This window comes from Amycolatopsis sp. QT-25 (assembly GCF_029369745.1).
Lineage (GTDB): Bacteria > Actinomycetota > Actinomycetes > Mycobacteriales > Pseudonocardiaceae > Amycolatopsis.
In genome coordinates, this window is record NZ_CP120210.1 from 1022951 (window position 1) to 1037959 (window position 15009).

The following is a 15009-nucleotide window of genomic DNA, read 5'->3' on the forward strand; positions in this document are numbered from 1 at the left end:
TCTGAAGCTCTCAGTCTGCCGACGCAGGTGTATCAGAAGTCGCCGAGGGACGGCGACGGCGGCGTCGTCGAGCCGGACGCTCGGCGCTGTCGCCCGCCTCCTTTTCGACCGCCGGCCCGCTGACCTCCGGGCTCGGCTTGGCGGCGCCGCGGCTACGGCGACGGGTCCGCGTGCGGCCCTCCGACGGCGCCTCGGCTGCCTCGGAGGTCTCGCCGTCCGTGCCCTCCGCCGAAGCGTCCGCGGCGTCCGCGGCCTCGATCTTCGCGGCCGCGTTCGCACCGCCGCGGGTCCGCTTGCGCGGCGTGCGGTTGCGCTTGCGGGGCGCTTCTTCTTCGTCCTTCGGGCCTTGCTGGCCCTGCTGGCCACGGCCGCGGCGCTTGCCGCCCAGGTCTTCTTCGACCTCGGCCGAAAGGCCGGCGCGGGTCCGCTTCGAGAGGGGAAGGCGCCCGGTGGTGCCCGCGGGGATGCCCAGGTCGCTGAACAGGTGCTTCGACGACGAGTACGTCTCGGCGGGCTCGGCCATGTCGAGCCCGAGAAGGTCCGAGATCATCTTCCAGCGCGGCTCCTCGTCCCAGTCGACGAGGGTGATCGCGACACCGGTGCGCCCGGCCCGGCCGGTGCGGCCGATCCGGTGGACGTAGGTCTTCTCGTCCTCCGGCGTCTGGTAGTTGATCACGTGCGTGACGTCGTCGATGTCGATGCCGCGGGCGGCGACGTCGGTGGCGACCAGCACGTCGACCTTGCCGGAGCGGAACGCGCGCAACGCCTGCTCGCGGGCGCCCTGGCCGAGGTCACCGTGCACGGCGGCGGCCGCGAAGCCGCGCTCGACGAGCTCGTCGGCGACCTTCTGCGCGGTGCGCTTGGTGCGGGTGAAGATCATCGTCAGGCCACGGCCTTCGGCCTGCAGCGCGCGGGCGATCAACTCGGGCTTGTCCATCGAGTGCGCCCGGTAGACGAACTGGGTGGTGCGCTCGTGGATGGCGCCGGCGTCGTTCTCCTCGGCGCGGATGTGCGTCGGCTGGGTGAGGAACGTGCGGGCCAGCGTGATGATCGGACCCGGCATGGTCGCCGAGAACAGCATCGTCTGGCGCTTGTCCGGGACCATCCGCAGGATGCGCTCGATGTCGGGCAGGAAGCCCAGGTCGAGCATCTCGTCGGCCTCGTCCAGCACCAGCCCGCGGACTTTGCCCAGCACCAGGTGCTTCTGCTCGGCCAGGTCCAGCAGGCGGCCCGGGGTGCCGATGACGACGTCGACGCCGCTGCGGAGCGCCGCGATCTGCGATTCGTAGGGGCGGCCACCGTAGATGGCCAGGGTGCGGATGCCGAGGTGTTTGCCGGCGCCCTTGAGGTCGTTCGCGACCTGGATGCACAGCTCACGGGTCGGCACGACGACCAGCACCTGCGGGGTGCCGTCGCCGGGGACCTCGACGCGGTGCAGCAGCGGGACGCCGAAGCCCAGCGTCTTGCCCATCCCCGTGCGGGCCTGGCCGATCAGGTCGTCGCCTGCCATGGCCAGCGGCAGCGTCAATGCCTGGATGGCGAAGGTTCGCTCGATCCCGGCCTCACTCAGCGCCTTCACGATCTCCGGCTTGACGCCGAAGGAAGCGAAGGAAGGGGCTTCGGGTTCCACCGGCGCGCCCGCCTGCAGCGGGTGCGACACGTCGAGTGCCGCCGGGCCTGACTCGCTGTGCTCCAGCGCGACGGCCTCCGGAACGCCGGTGGTGGTCTCTTCGGTCGTGGTTTCGTTCGTGGTCAGGGTGCTCGCCTCTCTCGTGACCAGCGCGCACTGCCCTGGTCACCGATCGACACTCGACCACGAAAATTCGCTCGGGCTCCGCGCTACTGGCGCTGAAGCGGCCCTTCGTGGGAATGCCGCAGGATGGCGTGCACGCACATCATTCTTGCGCTGATCAGGGCCGCACCGGCTGTCCTTCAGCCGCAGCAGCGTCCCGATCCGGGACGGATGATCCGTCGTATCCGATGGCCAGTCTACCTGATCTGCGGTTTTCGGATAGTCTTCGCCGCGCAGGGAGGTGGGAAGGGTCTCTTTCCGGCCGAAGTCCTCGCCGCGCAGGGAGGTGGGGAGGGTCTCTTTCCGGCCGAGTTCGCCCTCGTGTCGAGGAGGGTGGGATCGGTCTCTTCACCACCCCGAAGGTGTGTTCGGCGCTACCCTTTCCGCCGTGACGGAGGCAAAGCAGATCAGTGAGGGCGTAGTCGATTTGCTCGGCGTACTCGCCTATGGGGAATTGTCCGCATTCGATCGCATGGCCGAGGACGCGCGCACCGCGCCGACGCTGTCCGGCCGGGCCGCGCTGGCGTCCATGGCGGCCGCCGAGATCGGGCACTACGACCTGCTCACCAAGCACCTCGCGGGGCACGGCGTCGCGATCGAGGACGCCATGAGGCCCTTCGTCGGGCACATCGACGCCTGGCACGCCTCCACGGCGCCGCGCTCCTGGCTCGAGTCGCTGGTGAAGGCCTACGTCGGCGATGGGCTCGCGGCGGACCTCTACCGCGAGATGGCCAGCTGGCTCGACCCCGAAACCAAGGATCTGGTGCTCACCGTGCTCGCCGACACGGGGCACTCCGCGTTCGCCGAACGCGAAGTCGCGGCCGGGATCGAGGCCGACCCGAAGGCGCGGGACAAACTCGCGCTGTGGGGTCGTCGCCTGCTGGGCGAGGCGTTGACGCAGGCCCAGTACGTCGTCGCCGAGCGGGACGGGCTCGCCGAACTGATCGTCGAAGGCTCGGGAGACCTTTCGGGAATCGCCGCGCTGTTCCGCCGGTTGCAGCAGGGGCACACCAAACGCATGCAGGTGCTGGGGCTCGGCTGACGTCTCTTCGGCTAGCCTTGGCGGGCCAGTAATTTCGAACTTTCAAGCGGAGGTCCCACGTGGAGGTCAAGATCGGCATCAAGGACACGCCGCGGGAGCTCGTGGTGTCCAGCAGCCAGTCGCCCGACGAGGTCGAGGAACTGGTCGCGAACGCCTTGAGGGCCGGCGACGGGATCTTCCGCCTCGACGACGAAAAGGGCCGTAAGTACATCGTGCCCACCGACCGGATCGCCTACGTCGAAATCGCGCCGTCGGACGTTCGCAAGGTCGGCTTCGCTGTGGGTGGTTGACCCGATCGGGTTGTAGTCGGATGTCACAGTGGCGTCACCGCCGCATCTCAGCCAGCTCTCAGATTTGATCGTCACGCTATGGCGGGGACGGCAGGGGGCTAGCCGAGGAATGAGGTGGACGGCGTCACTGTGATGGACCGCGCGCTGGTGGACGGCGTGCGTACAGTTCCCGAACCAGGCAAACGGGTCGCCGGGCGGTTGACCGGCATCGACGTCGCCCGTGGCTTGGCCGTCCTCGGCATGTATGCGGTGCATGTCGGTCCCGACCCCGTCAAAGGCGGCGTCGGGGTGCTGTTCAAACCGTTCGAAGGCCACTCCGCGGCGTTGTTCGCGGTTCTGGCCGGGGTCTCGATCGCGCTGATGTCCGGCGGACGCCGCCCGAAACTGGGCCGCGACCGGACGCGCGTCGCGCTCAAGCTGGCGACCCGGGCCCCGCTGCTGGTGGCGCTGGGGCTGTGGCTGACCAGCCTCGAAACCGGCTACATGGTGATTCTGGCCTACTACGGGGCCTGCTTCCTCTTCGCGATCCCGTGGCTCCGCGCGGGCGCGAAAGCCTTGGCGATCGCCGCGGTCGTCGTCGCCGTGGCGGGCCCGCTGCTCTCGCATCTGATCAGAGCGCAGCTGCTTCCCCGCGACCTGTTCTTCTTCGCGCCGGACCTGACCGCGGCCGATGTCACGTCGACCGGGCTGGCGAAGGCCGCGACCGTACTCGTGCTGACCGGAACCTTCCCCGCGTTGACGCTGATGGCGTACGTGTTCGCCGGGATGTCGCTCGGGCGGATGGACCTGAGCTCGCTCAGTGTGTGCCGTCGGCTGTTCTTCGGCGGATCGGCGCTCGCGGTGGGGGGTTACGTCGTGTCGTGGATCGCGACCGGGCCGCTCGGCGGCATGCGGGCCGTCTACCGCTCACTGGAACCGGCCGCCGCGCAGGCGGGGATGACGCCGCCGGAATTCCTCCGGCTCCACCAGACCTGGATCCACGGCACGCCGCCGACCACCAGCTGGGCCTGGGAACTGCTGCCGACGGGGACTTCGTACACGCCGTTCGACCTGCTGATCTCGATCGGGATCGCGGCGGCGGTGATCGGTGGCTGCCAGCTGCTGATGCCGAAGTTCGACCGCGTGCTGCGGCCGCTCGCGGATCTGGGCGGGCGGGTGCTGAGCGCGTACGTGCTGCATTTCGTGGCGATCGCGCTGCTGTGGGACGAGAGCGACGGTGATTCGATCTTCAGCGTGCTGCACTTCGTCGAGTTCTCGGTGGTCGCGCTGACCGCCGCGGTGCTGTGGCGGAGGTTCGTCGGGCGCGGGCCGCTGGAATGGGCGATGAACAAGCTGTCGAGCTGGCCGAAGTACGTGGGGGCGGTGGCTCGGGTGCCCGCCCAGCGGCGGGGTTGACAGTCTCAAGCCTCTTGCTCGCCCGCAGGCCGATCCTCAGTACCTGAAGGCCCCCTTCCTTGCGCTGGACGCAAGGAAGGGGGCCTTCAGGTACTTCCGCCGGGGTTCAGGCGTTGAGTTCGTTCAGTTCTTCCAGCGAGGTCGGCACGTGGAAGGGCGGCGTGCTGGTGCCCATGATGCGGTAGCGGTCCCACGGGTCCGGGTCGGAGAGTTCGCCCTTCGCGCTGTACTCGCCCGCGCGGATCTCGACGGCGGTTTTCTTGCCGCCGGCGGCCGCGGACACCTGCTCGTGCGTGGCCACGCGGCCGTACCAGCGGTAATACCCGTCGATGGGCTGGAAGTAGCCCCGCAGTTCCACCGTCGTGGCGATCTCGGTCCCGTCGATCACGAGAACCGCTTCGCCGGAGTAGCCGTCTTCGTCGTGCTCGCTCATTGCCCCTCCGCCTGCTTTTCCTGGGTCTTCCGCATTTGGACGACCTTGTTCTCTTCGAGCGGCAGCTGGGGATCGATGACGATGCCCTGCTGCCGGGAGAGGCCGTCGATCGCGGCCCAGATGATCTGGGTCAGGTATTCGACGACGCTGTCGCGGCCCATCGAGCGCCGGTCCAGCCACCATTCACCGGTGCTCTGCACCATGCCGACGATGCCGTGCGCCCACGGTTCGGCGGCGCCGGAGTCCATGTTGAACATCCGCATGTAGTCGCCGAGCAGCGCGGTGAGCGCGGTGGCGATCAGTTCCTTGTCCTCGGCGACGACGTCGGACTTGACGACCACCTTTTCCTGGAGGCCGCCGCGGGCGAGCAGGCGGTACAGGTTGGGGTGCTCCTCGATGACGCTGAAGAACGCGTCGAGCGCCATCCGGATCCGGGGGACCGGGGCCAGCTCGGAGTTGATCGCCGGAATCAGCCGCTGGAAGAGGATCTCCGTGCCACGCTGCCCGAGCGCGACGTACAGATCGGCCTTGTCGTCGAAGTGCCTGTACAAAACCGGTTTCGTGACGCCCGCTTCGGCGGCGACGTCTTCCATGCCGAGGTCCGGCCCGTGGGTGTCGAGCGCACGGAGAGCCGCTTCGACGAACTCCGCGCGGCGCGCGATCCGGTGTTTGCGCCAGCGGTCGCGACGGGCGTCGCCCGTGTCGGCCTCACCCGCCGTGGGGTGCTTGCTCGACTGCTTGCTGTTGCGCTTGACACGTTCGATCACCCCAGTCATGCTACCAGAGGTAACTGTTACCGCGAGTTACAGATAGGGGCGTGTCGGCAATGACGCGGGCGCTGAAGGAAACAGACCGGGAGAAGACAGCCGAGCGGCTGCTCAAGTCCTCCGCCAACAAGTTCTACGACCCCGACGTCGACATCGACTGGAACGCTCCGCTCGTGGACGGGAAGCACTACATCCCGGCACATCGTTCTTCGCTCTACGGCACCGAGCTGTGGGACTCGCTGTCCGAAGAGCAGCGCATCGAACTCGGCAAGCACGAGGTCGCGAGCGTCGCCACGACCGGGCTGTGGTTCGAGATCCTCCTGATGCAGATGCTGCTCAAGGAGGTCTACGACGAAGACCCCACCAGCTCGCACGCCCAGTACGCGCTGACCGAGATCGCGGACGAATGCCGCCACTCGACGATGTTCGCGCGGATGGCCTCGCGGATCGGCTGCCCGTCCTACGGGCCGGTGCCGTGGCTGCGGCGGCTGGCGAAACTGATGCCCTCGATCAGCTACGGCCCCGCGCGGTACGGCGCGATCCTCGTCGCCGAAGAGGTCCTCGACCGGCTTCAGCGCGAGCAGATGAACGACCCGGACATCCAGCCGCTGGTGCGCATGGTGAACCGGATCCACGTGCTCGAGGAAGCCCGCCACGTCACCTTCGCCCGCGAAGAGGTCACTCGCGGGATGGCGAAACTGTCGAAGAAGGAGATCGTCTATCAGCAGTTCATCATCGCGCTGATTTCGTATTTCGTGACGCGGGCCTTCATCAACCCGAACGTCTACAAGGCCGTCGGCATCCGGCCGCGGGACGGCGTCGAAGCCGCGCTGAACAACCCCCACTGGCGCGAAAGCATCCAATGGGCGGGCGAGAAGATCATGCCGTTCCTGCAGGAGTCCGGTCTGGTCGGCAAGCCCGGCATGTACTTCTGGCGCAAGTCCTTCCTGCTGCCGGCGAAGCGATGAAGAGTGTGAAGCAACGCGACACCGTCTCGTGGGACCCGTCGCGGGAACACCGTTTCGTGACCGGCGACGGCACCGCGCTGCACGTCGAGACGAGCGGTCCGGCCGACTCCGAACTCACGCTGGTGCTCGTGCACGGCTGGACCCAGGACCACCGGACCTGGGACGGCGTCGTCTCGCGGCTCGGCGACTCCGTCCGGATCCTGCGCTACGACCTGCGTGGCCACGGCGGCTCCGCACCGGCGAAACCGGGGAAGGCCACGATCCCGACCCTCGCCGACGACCTCGCCGAACTCATCCAGGACCGCGTCCCGAACGGACCGCTCGTGCTCGCCGGGCACTCCATGGGCGGTATGACGATCATGGAACTTTCCCGCAGGCATCCCGATCTGGTGGACCGGCGCGTCGCAGGGGTCGCGTTCGTCGCCACGTCGTCCGGTGAGATGGACCGGATAACCCTCGGCCTGCCGGGGATCGCGGGCAGCGGCGCGGCGAGGTTCGAACGGAGGCTCGCGAAACTGCTCGCGAAGAACCGCCGGGACGCCTTGCCGCTGCCGCTGTCGGTGGTGCGCCCCGGTGCGCGGCTGCTCGTCTTCGGGCGGCGGCCTCAGCGGGCCGACGTCGACTCGGTCGCCGAACAGCTGCTGTGCGCGCATCCGGCGAGTGTCGCCGGATTCCAGGAAGCGATCTCCCGGCACGACTGCCGGGTCACGCTGGCGGCGTTGCAGGGCAAACCGGTGATCGTGCTGGCCGGGGAGCAGGACAGGCTCTGCCCGCCCCCACACGCCAAGGTCATCGCCGACGCGCTGCCGGAGGCCGAGTTCGTGCGCTACCCGGGCGCCGGGCACATGCTGCCGCAGGAACGGGCGCAGGAGGTCTCGGGCCGGATCGCGGCACTCGTCCGCCGCGCCGTGAGGGTCTGAAAGCGGGAGCAAGGGACCTTTGCTCTCGTTTCTCTCGGCATCGAGAGGGAGCGAGAGGGGCGAGAGCAAAGGTCCCTTGCTCCCCTCACAGGTGCGTGTAGCCGTTCTCCAGGAGGCGGACGCCCGTCTCCCGATAGGCGTCCTGGTCGTCGGTGGCGATCGTCGCCAGCCCGTCGACGTAGCGGTTGAACATGCAGAAAGCGGCCGCGATCAGCACGGTGTCGTGGAGTTCGACGTCCGTCGCGCCCTCCGCGCGGGCGGTCTCGATCAGGTCTTCGCTCACGGACTTCCCGCTTTCGCGGACAGCCAGCGCGACGTGCAGAAGCGACCGCACCTTCGCCGAGACGGGGGCGCCGTCGACGTCCTTCCAAGCCGCTTCGACGACCGGCATGCCCCCTTCGAGCGCTTCGGCGGCGACGGCGCCGTGACTGCGTGAGCAGAACGTGCAGTCGTTGCCGCGCGAGACGACCGCGGCGATCAGTTCGCGCTCGCCGACGCTGAGGCTGCTCGGGCCGCGAAGCAGGACCTCGGCGAGTTGCCCGAGGGGCGCCGCTGTCTCCGGTCGGTAGGCGAACAGCGCGGTGATGCCTGGCAAGTTCTCGTCGAGCGCGATGTGGGGCATGGGAACTCCTCGCGGATCGGGACGCGGTCGCTTGATTCATAGCCGAAACGCGGGCCCGTCCGGTGCCGCTGGATGGATCAAAAGTGACAGCGAAGTGTTCCGACGCAATTCGTCATCTGCTTGCGATCGGGGTGATCGCAAGCAGATGACGAATTGCGGGTCAGTGCTGCAACGGGAAGCCGCCGCCGATCCCTCGCCAGGCGAGGTTGGCAGTGAGGGCGACGGCCTCTTCGCGGCTCATCGACTTGTGGTGTGCCAGCCAGAACCGGGCGCTGACCTGCGAGAGGCCCACGAGGCCGACCGCGAGCAGCCGTGCCTTGTCCTCGTCGAGGCCCGCGTCGGCGGTGATGGTGTCGGTGATCGCGTCGACGCTGGCCGACGTCGCCCGGTCCACCGCCTCCTGCACGGCGGGCTCGCCGCGCAGGTCGGATTCGAAGACCATCCGGAACGCGCCCGCGTCGTTGTTGACGAAGTCGAAGAACGCGCCGACGGTGGCCGGCACGCGCTGCTTGTTGTCCGTCGTGGAGTCGAGCGCGTCCTTGACCCGCCGCACCAGTTCGTCGACGTGGCTCTCCAGCAGCGCGATGTAGAGGTCGAGCTTGCCGGGGAAGTGCTGGTAGAGGACCGGCTTGCTGACTCCGGCCTCTTCGGCGATCTCGTCCATCGCGGCGGCGTGGTAACCGTTCGCGGCGAACACCCGCTGAGCGGCGGCCAGCAGCTGGGCGCGGCGTTCCGTTCTGGGCAGGCGGACGCCTCGTGCCTGCAGTCGCGCCATTTCTGTCATCGTTCCTCCAGTTCGAGGCACTCGTCTCCGCCGAGAACGCGTCAGCCTTGTCCGAGGCGGTCCTTACCGCCGAGAACTCGTCAGCGCAGTCGAGCGGGCTTCTTCGGGCAGGGTCACCGCCGCGTGAAGTGACCTCGAGATTACTCGCCGGTACAGCCGGACCGCCAAGGGTCGGGCATCCTTGGTGCTGTGTCTTCTCCAGTTTCCCGTGCCGTCGGGGGCCGCCCGCCGTTGACCCACGTACCGCTGTCGCGCAGGTCGTTGCCGTCGCTCGACCCCGCGCCGCCGCCGTGGCCCGGGGAAACAATAAGTGTCGGCGGGGTGAAATTGCACATCCGCCGGACGCCGGGCGGTCCCGAGACGGCCGTCTACGTCCACGGCCTCGGCGGCTCGGCCACGAATTGGACCGATCTCGCCGCTCTTTTGGCGCCCCAGGCGGCAGGTACTTCGGTCGATCTGCCCGGGTTCGGCTATTCGGAGCCGCCCGACGCTTTCGATTTCAGTCTCGACGCGCACGCCGAAATCGTGGCGAGCCACATCGAAAGCCTGGACCGCGGGCCGGTGCACCTGTTCGGCAACTCGATGGGCGGCGCGGTCGCGCTGCTCGTCGCGGCCCGGCGCCCGGAACTGGTGAAGACGCTGACGCTGATCTCGCCGGCGATGCCGGATCTCCGTCCCAGCATGAAGCGCCTGTCCGATCCGCGGATGGCGTTCGCGTACCTGCCGCTGATCGGCCCGCGAGTGCGCCGTCAGCTGGCCGCGCTCGACCCGCGCGAACGCGCCATGCAGGTCATCAAGCTGTGCTTCGCCGACCCGGGCCGTTTCGCCGAAAGCAGGCTGGACGAGCTCGAGGAGGAGCACAGCGCTCGCGCCGCCTTCGCCTGGGCCACCCCCGCGCTCGCTCGCAGCACGTTCGGCATCTTCCGGACGTGGTCCGCGCGCGGACCCGCGTCGCTGTGGGCCGTCGCGCCGAACGTCGCCGCGCCCACACTGGTCGTCTGGGGGCAGCACGACCGGGTGATCTCCGTCCGGCGCGCGGAGCGCACCGCTCGGCTACTTCCGCACGCCCGGCTGCTCGTTCTCCCCCGAACCGGCCACGTGGCGCAGATGGAACGCCCGAATGTCGTAGCGAAGGCCGTTTTGGGCATGTGGGAAGCGGTGGAATCCGGCACCTGGTAGTCCATTCGGGTGGGCAGGACACGCTGCGTGAAGGGCCGGTCGCTCACAACATCACAGTTCGGTTATGGCACCCTGGTTGCCGTGGACCGGGTGAAGCAAGGCGCGCAGGGCGAAGGACGGCGGTCTCAGTACTCCGCCTCCGGTCGCCGTTCGTCACGTACCCAGCCTCGGATCTCCGACGCGCCGCGCACCGGGCAGTACCGGCCGACGCCGCCGCCGTCGCAGCGGCTCGACGAGGACCGCTATCGCCCCGGCGGCCGCCGGACCAGTGCGCAGCCGCTCAGCGCGTCCTGGAAGCCGCACGAGCCGGGCGCCGCCGAGCCCCGGGAAGGCAAGAGCAAGGGCGGCATCGGCCACTTCGCCAAGATCTACGGCTGGCGGGTGTACGCGCTGCCGATCCTGGTGGTGATCACCGCGCTGGTCGTGTTCAACACCGCGACCGGCCCGCCCGAGCCGATCCCCGCGGACGGCGCGAGCCTCGCTTCGGCCGACGGTTCCGCGGGCAACGGCGGCGAGCCGGGCGCGGGGGTGGACGGGGGCGGCGACGTCCTTCCCGAGAACCCGGCCAAACCGGTCGATCTCAAGATCCCGACCGCGGATCTGCCCAAGGGCGGTGCCTTCACGCCGTCCGGTCAGGGCACCTATCACGTGGTGCCGGGCAAAGGCGACAAGGTCGGGACAGGGCAGTTGTACACCTACACCGTCGAGGTCGAGGACGGCATCGATCCGGCCAGCTACGGCGGTGACGACAGCTTCGCCACCATGGTGCAGGGCACGCTGTCCGATCCCAGAAGCTGGACGTGGGATGGGAAGAAGGCGCTCCAGCGTGTCGACGCGAGCTTCCCGAACCCGAGTTTCCGGGTGAGTCTCACCACACCGAACACCACGCATCGCCCGGATGTCTGCATGTTCCAGATCACCTACGAGACCTCGTGCTACCGGTCCAGTTTCGACAAGCGCGTGGTGATCAACCTCGCCCGCTGGGTGCGCGGAGCGATGGCGTTCGAGAGCGACATGGTCGCGTACCGTCAGTACGCCATCAACCACGAAGTCGGGCACGCCCTGGGCGGAAAACACGTGGGCTGCAAGGAGAACGGCGGGATCGCGCCGGTGATGATGCAGCAGACCTTCGGCGTTTCCAACAATTTCGTGGCGCAGCTGAACGATCTCCCCGGCGGTGACCGCGGCAAGGTGCCCGCCGACGGCCTGGTCTGCAAGCCGGGCTCCTGGCCGAACCAGACACCCTAGTCCCACCCTCCCCTCCACCGGAATTTCCCAGAATGTGAAACACGGGAAGTCGTTTCCGCCGCCTGGTGTTGTAGATACTGGGATGCGACCGCGATCCACGCGAGATGGAGGACCCGATGTCAGGCACGCTGCCGCCGCTCGTCGAGCCGGCCGCCGAGCTCACCAAGGAAGAGGTGGCCCGGTACAGCCGTCACCTGATCATCCCGGACGTCGGGATGACCGGGCAGAAGCGGCTGAAGAACGCCAAGGTGCTGGTCATCGGGGCCGGCGGCCTCGGCAGCCCGGCGCTGCTGTACCTGGCCGCGGCCGGGGTCGGCACGCTCGGCATCGTCGACTTCGACGAGGTCGACGAATCGAACCTGCACCGCCAGGTCATCCACGGCCAGTCCGACATCGGCAAGCTCAAGGCCGCGTCGGCGCAGGAGACCATCGCCGAGATCAACCCCTTCGTGAAGGTGCACCTGCACACCGACCGGCTCGAGTCGTCGAACGCGCTGGAGCTGTTCGAGCAGTACGACCTGATCCTCGACGGAACCGACAACTTCGCGACGCGCTACCTGGTCAACGACGCCGCCGTGCTCACCGGCAAGCCCTACGTGTGGGGCTCGATCTACCGGTTCGAGGGGCAGGCGAGCGTGTTCTGGGAGGACGCGCCGAACGGCAAGGGCCTCAACTACCGCGACCTCTACCCCGAGCCGCCGCCGCCCGGCATGGTGCCGTCGTGCGCCGAGGGCGGGGTGCTGGGCGTGCTGTGCGCGTCGATCGGCTCGATCATGGTGAACGAGGCGATCAAGCTGATCACCGGCATCGGTGAGCCACTGCTGGGCAGGCTCGTCAGCTACGACGCGCTCGAGATGAAGTACCGCGAGGTCAAGATCCGCAAGGATCCGGAGACCCCGAAGATCACCGAGCTCATCGACTACGACGCCTTCTGCGGTGTTGTGTCCGACGAAGCCGCTTCGGCCGCTTCGGGGCACACGATCACTCCGGCGGAACTCAAGGCCAAGTTCGACAACGGCGACGACTTCGCCCTCATCGACGTCCGTGAGCCGCACGAGTACGAGATCGTGAACATCAAGGGCGCGACGCTGATCCCGAAGGACAAGATCCTCTCGGGCGAGGCGCTGTCGGAACTGCCGCAGGACAAGCCGATCGTGCTGCACTGCAAGTCGGGCGCGCGTTCGGCGGAGGCGCTCGCGGCGCTGCACCAGGCGGGGTTCAAGGACGCGACCCACCTCGGTGGCGGGGTGCTGGCCTGGGCGCGGCAGATCGACCAGAGTTTGCCGACCTACTGAGGTTCGTCGTTCGGCCCGCGCGCCGCGCTGGATCGGCCCCGGCAACCATCACCGAAGTACATGAAGGCCCCCTTCCTTGCGCCTGGGTACAGGAAGGGGGCCTTCATGTACCCAGGCACCAAGGCGAGGTGTCCGTCGGTGAGACGGCGCTGGGCCACGCGAGACCAGCGCGTCTTTTCGTCCGGGACGTGGAAGACGGGGTAACGTGCCGAGCCGTGCGTGCCACCCTCGAAAGCCCTCCGGAACACGTCTGTTCGGCGTTCGGCGGACGGACCGGTGACGCGGAACCGCTGCCCGGCACCACCGCCTGGCGCTACAACGATCTCGTGCTCAAGCCCGTCGTGGACAAGTCGCGGACGTTGTGGACGGCGCGGGCGCTGGAAGCCGTCGACGAGCCGGGGTTGCGGATCGCGAAGCCCGTTCGGTCCAGTGACGGCCGGTGGGTGGTCGGCGGCTGGTCGGCGAACCTGTTCGTGTCCGGGACGGCCGAGCACCGTTATGACGAGGTCGTGCACGCGGCGGTCAAGCTGCATCGGGCGACGGCCGGGTTGCCGCGGCCGGATTTTCCGGGGCGGCGCACCGAACTCGAGGCGCTGGCCGACAAACTCGCCTGGGGCGAGGCGGACCTGCCGCTCGACGAGAACAAGGGCGGCCGCTGGTTCGAGGTGCTGGCGGGTTCCCGAAGACCGGTCAACCTGCCGGATCAGGTCGTGCACGGGGACCTGCTGGCCGGCGTGCTGTTCGACGGTGACGCGGCCCCCGGCATCGTCGATTTCGTGCCGTACTACCGGCCCGGTGAATGGGGGGCCGCGATCGTCGCGGTCGACGCGCTGGCCTGGGGTGGCGCCACCATCGCTCTTCTCGAACGCTGGGCGCATCTGCCCGAATGGCCCCAGCTTCTCCTGCGGGCGATCCTCTTCCGCCTCGCCGCCAACGCCCTCGACCCGCGGTCGACGCGAGCGGCGCACGACGGGCTCCGCGCCGCCGCCCGCGACGTCAGCGCCGTGCTTTAGGTCCGTGAAGGCCCCCGGGTCAAGGGGCCTTCACGGACGGATCACTCGGTGCGCAGGTTCTCCGACCTCGCCGCCGAGCGCACGGACGGCACCGTCGACGCCGTCACCAGCGCCACCATCGCGACCGTCGCCGCGATGAGCAGCCCGACCGAGGACCAGTCGACGTACAGCCCTTCCCGGAACAGCCGCCTGCTCAGCGCGGTGACGGCGATCCCGGTCACCGTGGCGACCACGATGCCCAGCAGCAGCGGAATTCCGTTCTGCCACAACAAGGATCGGACGATCACCCGCACCGGGACACCGGTGGCGGACAGCGCCCCGAGCGACCGACGCCGTTCCCGGACCTGTTCCTGGGCGAGCACCGGCAGGCTGATCCCGGCCAGCGGCAGGACGACGATCTCGCCGGCTTGGAGCGTCAGCCCGGCCCCGGCCAGCGCCTGATCAGGGCCGAAGGTCTTGTGCAGGCCGAGCCCGTGTAACAACGGTGTTTCCACTGTGCGGTCCCCAGATCAGCGCGTCAGCTGGCGCGCGAGGTCGTCGAGGCGGGCGGCGGTGAGTTCCAGCCACCGCAGATCCGCTTCCAGGTGGAACAGCGCGTGGTCGCAGATCAGCTGGTCGGCGAGATCGCCGTCGGTCTTGCGGGCGGTGAGCTCGCGCATGGCGCGCAGGTGGGAGCTCCGCTGGGCGTCGAGCAGGTCCTGGGCGCCCCGGCCGGACAGGAGCGCGAGCACGACCTTGGTGTAGAGCGTGTTCTGCAGGTAGACCGAGGGACTTTCCGGGCTCTTCAGCCATTCCTCGACGTTGGCGACGCCTGCTTCGGTGATCGCGTACCGCTTCCGGGCCGGACCACTGCCCGCTTCGACGCCGTTCTCCTCGACCAGGCCGTTCTTCAGGAGCCGGTTCAGCGTCGAGTAGACCTGCCCGTAGTGCAGTGGACGGTCTTGCCGGAACTGCTTGTCGTAAAGCTGTTTGAGGTCGTAACCGTGCTTGGGACCGGCTTCGAGCAGGCCGAGCAGCGTGTTCCCGATGGACATGCGAGTGACTATAAACAGTATGTATACGCGGGATCTATACATCTTGTGTATAGCCGCAATTCGGTAACTGCTCGCGGTAGTTGCACGCGCAACGATCGCAAGCAGGTACCGAATTGCGGGGTGTGGCGACCTCACGGTGTGACGTCCATCGGGAGCGGTCAATGTCAACCGCCTGAAACATTCGGGAGTTTCCAGGTAACACGGCCTCCCTACCTTCAAGCGCTATC

At 68.3% G+C, this 15009-nt stretch carries 16 protein-coding genes; 9 read left to right on the forward strand and 7 right to left on the reverse strand.

What is annotated here, in order from left to right; genetic code table 11:
• Nucleotides 1-10 precede the first annotated feature (10 nt).
• Nucleotides 11-1630, reverse strand: coding sequence for a DEAD/DEAH box helicase (locus P3102_RS05120; RefSeq protein WP_276371635.1), 1620 nt, complete (start codon nt 1628-1630; stop codon nt 11-13).
• A 550-nt stretch (nt 1631-2180) separates the two neighbouring features.
• Between P3102_RS05120 and P3102_RS05125 the strand changes: the two genes are divergently transcribed.
• The 3 genes from P3102_RS05125 (at nt 2181) to P3102_RS05135 (ending at nt 4519) form a co-directional block, all read left to right on the forward strand.
• Nucleotides 2181-2834: a ferritin-like fold-containing protein gene (locus P3102_RS05125; protein WP_034313407.1), complete on the forward strand. Its 654-nt coding sequence runs from the start codon at nt 2181-2183 to the stop codon at nt 2832-2834.
• Between the two features lie 59 nt (nt 2835-2893).
• Nucleotides 2894-3124 (forward strand): DUF3107 domain-containing protein, encoded by a 231-nt coding sequence (locus tag P3102_RS05130; protein WP_005167610.1) that lies wholly within the window; start codon nt 2894-2896, stop codon nt 3122-3124.
• A gap of 114 nt (nt 3125-3238) precedes the next feature.
• The gene (locus P3102_RS05135; protein WP_276366945.1) at nt 3239-4519 is read left to right on the forward strand and encodes a heparan-alpha-glucosaminide N-acetyltransferase domain-containing protein; all 1281 of its coding nucleotides are present in this window, start codon (nt 3239-3241) and stop codon (nt 4517-4519) included.
• Nucleotides 4520-4625: 106 nt separating this feature from the next.
• On the opposite strand, the gene P3102_RS05140 is transcribed toward P3102_RS05135, so the two are convergent.
• Both P3102_RS05140 and P3102_RS05145 read right to left on the reverse strand, forming a co-directional pair.
• Entirely contained in the window at nt 4626-4952 is a 327-nt protein-coding gene (locus P3102_RS05140) for a DUF4873 domain-containing protein (protein ID WP_276366946.1), read from the reverse strand.
• Nucleotides 4949-5728 (reverse strand): TetR/AcrR family transcriptional regulator, encoded by a 780-nt coding sequence (locus tag P3102_RS05145; protein WP_276366948.1) that lies wholly within the window; start codon nt 5726-5728, stop codon nt 4949-4951. The genes P3102_RS05140 and P3102_RS05145 overlap by 4 nt, the downstream gene beginning before the upstream one ends.
• A 50-nt stretch (nt 5729-5778) precedes the next feature.
• Between P3102_RS05145 and P3102_RS05150 the strand changes: the two genes are divergently transcribed.
• On the forward strand, nt 5779-6687 hold the full coding sequence (locus P3102_RS05150) for a diiron oxygenase (RefSeq protein WP_276371637.1): 909 nt from the start codon (nt 5779-5781) through the stop codon (nt 6685-6687).
• Nucleotides 6684-7607 (forward strand): alpha/beta hydrolase, encoded by a 924-nt coding sequence (locus P3102_RS05155; protein WP_276366949.1) that lies wholly within the window; start codon nt 6684-6686, stop codon nt 7605-7607. The genes P3102_RS05150 and P3102_RS05155 overlap by 4 nt, the downstream gene beginning before the upstream one ends.
• Before the next feature lie 85 nt (nt 7608-7692).
• On the opposite strand, the gene P3102_RS05160 is transcribed toward P3102_RS05155, so the two are convergent.
• Together P3102_RS05160 and P3102_RS05165 are read right to left on the reverse strand one after the other, a co-directional pair.
• Nucleotides 7693-8229 (reverse strand): carboxymuconolactone decarboxylase family protein, encoded by a 537-nt coding sequence (locus tag P3102_RS05160; RefSeq protein ID WP_276366951.1) that lies wholly within the window; start codon nt 8227-8229, stop codon nt 7693-7695.
• Between the two features lie 160 nt (nt 8230-8389).
• Nucleotides 8390-9013, reverse strand: coding sequence for a TetR/AcrR family transcriptional regulator (locus P3102_RS05165; RefSeq protein ID WP_276366953.1), 624 nt, complete (start codon nt 9011-9013; stop codon nt 8390-8392).
• A 321-nt stretch (nt 9014-9334) separates the two neighbouring features.
• On the opposite strand from P3102_RS05165, the gene P3102_RS05170 reads away from it, so the two are divergent.
• The 4 genes from P3102_RS05170 (at nt 9335) to P3102_RS05185 (ending at nt 13748) form a co-directional block, all read left to right on the forward strand.
• Nucleotides 9335-10192, forward strand: coding sequence for an alpha/beta hydrolase (locus P3102_RS05170; protein ID WP_276371639.1), 858 nt, complete (start codon nt 9335-9337; stop codon nt 10190-10192).
• 81 nt (nt 10193-10273) lie between these two features.
• Nucleotides 10274-11440: a DUF3152 domain-containing protein gene (locus tag P3102_RS05175; protein WP_276366955.1), complete on the forward strand. Its 1167-nt coding sequence runs from the start codon at nt 10274-10276 to the stop codon at nt 11438-11440.
• A gap of 116 nt (nt 11441-11556) precedes the next feature.
• Nucleotides 11557-12735: an adenylyltransferase/sulfurtransferase MoeZ gene (gene moeZ, locus P3102_RS05180; protein ID WP_276366957.1), complete on the forward strand. Its 1179-nt coding sequence runs from the start codon at nt 11557-11559 to the stop codon at nt 12733-12735.
• A gap of 215 nt (nt 12736-12950) precedes the next feature.
• Nucleotides 12951-13748, forward strand: a complete 798-nt coding sequence (locus P3102_RS05185) for a TIGR02569 family protein (protein ID WP_276366958.1) — start codon at nt 12951-12953, stop codon at nt 13746-13748.
• Between the two features lie 41 nt (nt 13749-13789).
• Here the strand turns inward: P3102_RS05185 and P3102_RS05190 are convergent, their stop codons facing one another.
• Both P3102_RS05190 and P3102_RS05195 read right to left on the reverse strand, forming a co-directional pair.
• Nucleotides 13790-14242, reverse strand: a complete 453-nt coding sequence (locus P3102_RS05190; protein ID WP_276366969.1) for an FtsX-like permease family protein — start codon at nt 14240-14242, stop codon at nt 13790-13792.
• A 15-nt stretch (nt 14243-14257) separates the two neighbouring features.
• Complete coding sequence (locus P3102_RS05195; protein ID WP_276366971.1) at nt 14258-14782, reverse strand: PadR family transcriptional regulator; 525 nt, start codon at nt 14780-14782, stop codon at nt 14258-14260.
• Nucleotides 14783-15009 lie beyond the last annotated feature (227 nt).

Bases quoted from the DNA above. Each gene is read 5' to 3' on its own strand.
- P3102_RS05150 (WP_276371637.1), top strand. From the start codon at position 5,779: ATGACGCGGGCGCTGAAGGAAACAGACCGGGAGAAGACAGCCGAGCGG.
- P3102_RS05165 (WP_276366953.1), bottom strand. From the start codon at position 9,013: ATGACAGAAATGGCGCGACTGCAGGCACGAGGCGTCCGCCTGCCCAGA.
- P3102_RS05155 (WP_276366949.1), top strand. From the start codon at position 6,684: ATGAAGAGTGTGAAGCAACGCGACACCGTCTCGTGGGACCCGTCGCGG.
- P3102_RS05160 (WP_276366951.1), bottom strand. From the start codon at position 8,229: ATGCCCCACATCGCGCTCGACGAGAACTTGCCAGGCATCACCGCGCTG.
- P3102_RS05195 (WP_276366971.1), bottom strand. From the start codon at position 14,782: ATGTCCATCGGGAACACGCTGCTCGGCCTGCTCGAAGCCGGTCCCAAG.
- P3102_RS05140 (WP_276366946.1), bottom strand. From the start codon at position 4,952: ATGAGCGAGCACGACGAAGACGGCTACTCCGGCGAAGCGGTTCTCGTG.
- P3102_RS05145 (WP_276366948.1), bottom strand. From the start codon at position 5,728: ATGACTGGGGTGATCGAACGTGTCAAGCGCAACAGCAAGCAGTCGAGC.
- moeZ (WP_276366957.1), top strand. From the start codon at position 11,557: ATGTCAGGCACGCTGCCGCCGCTCGTCGAGCCGGCCGCCGAGCTCACC.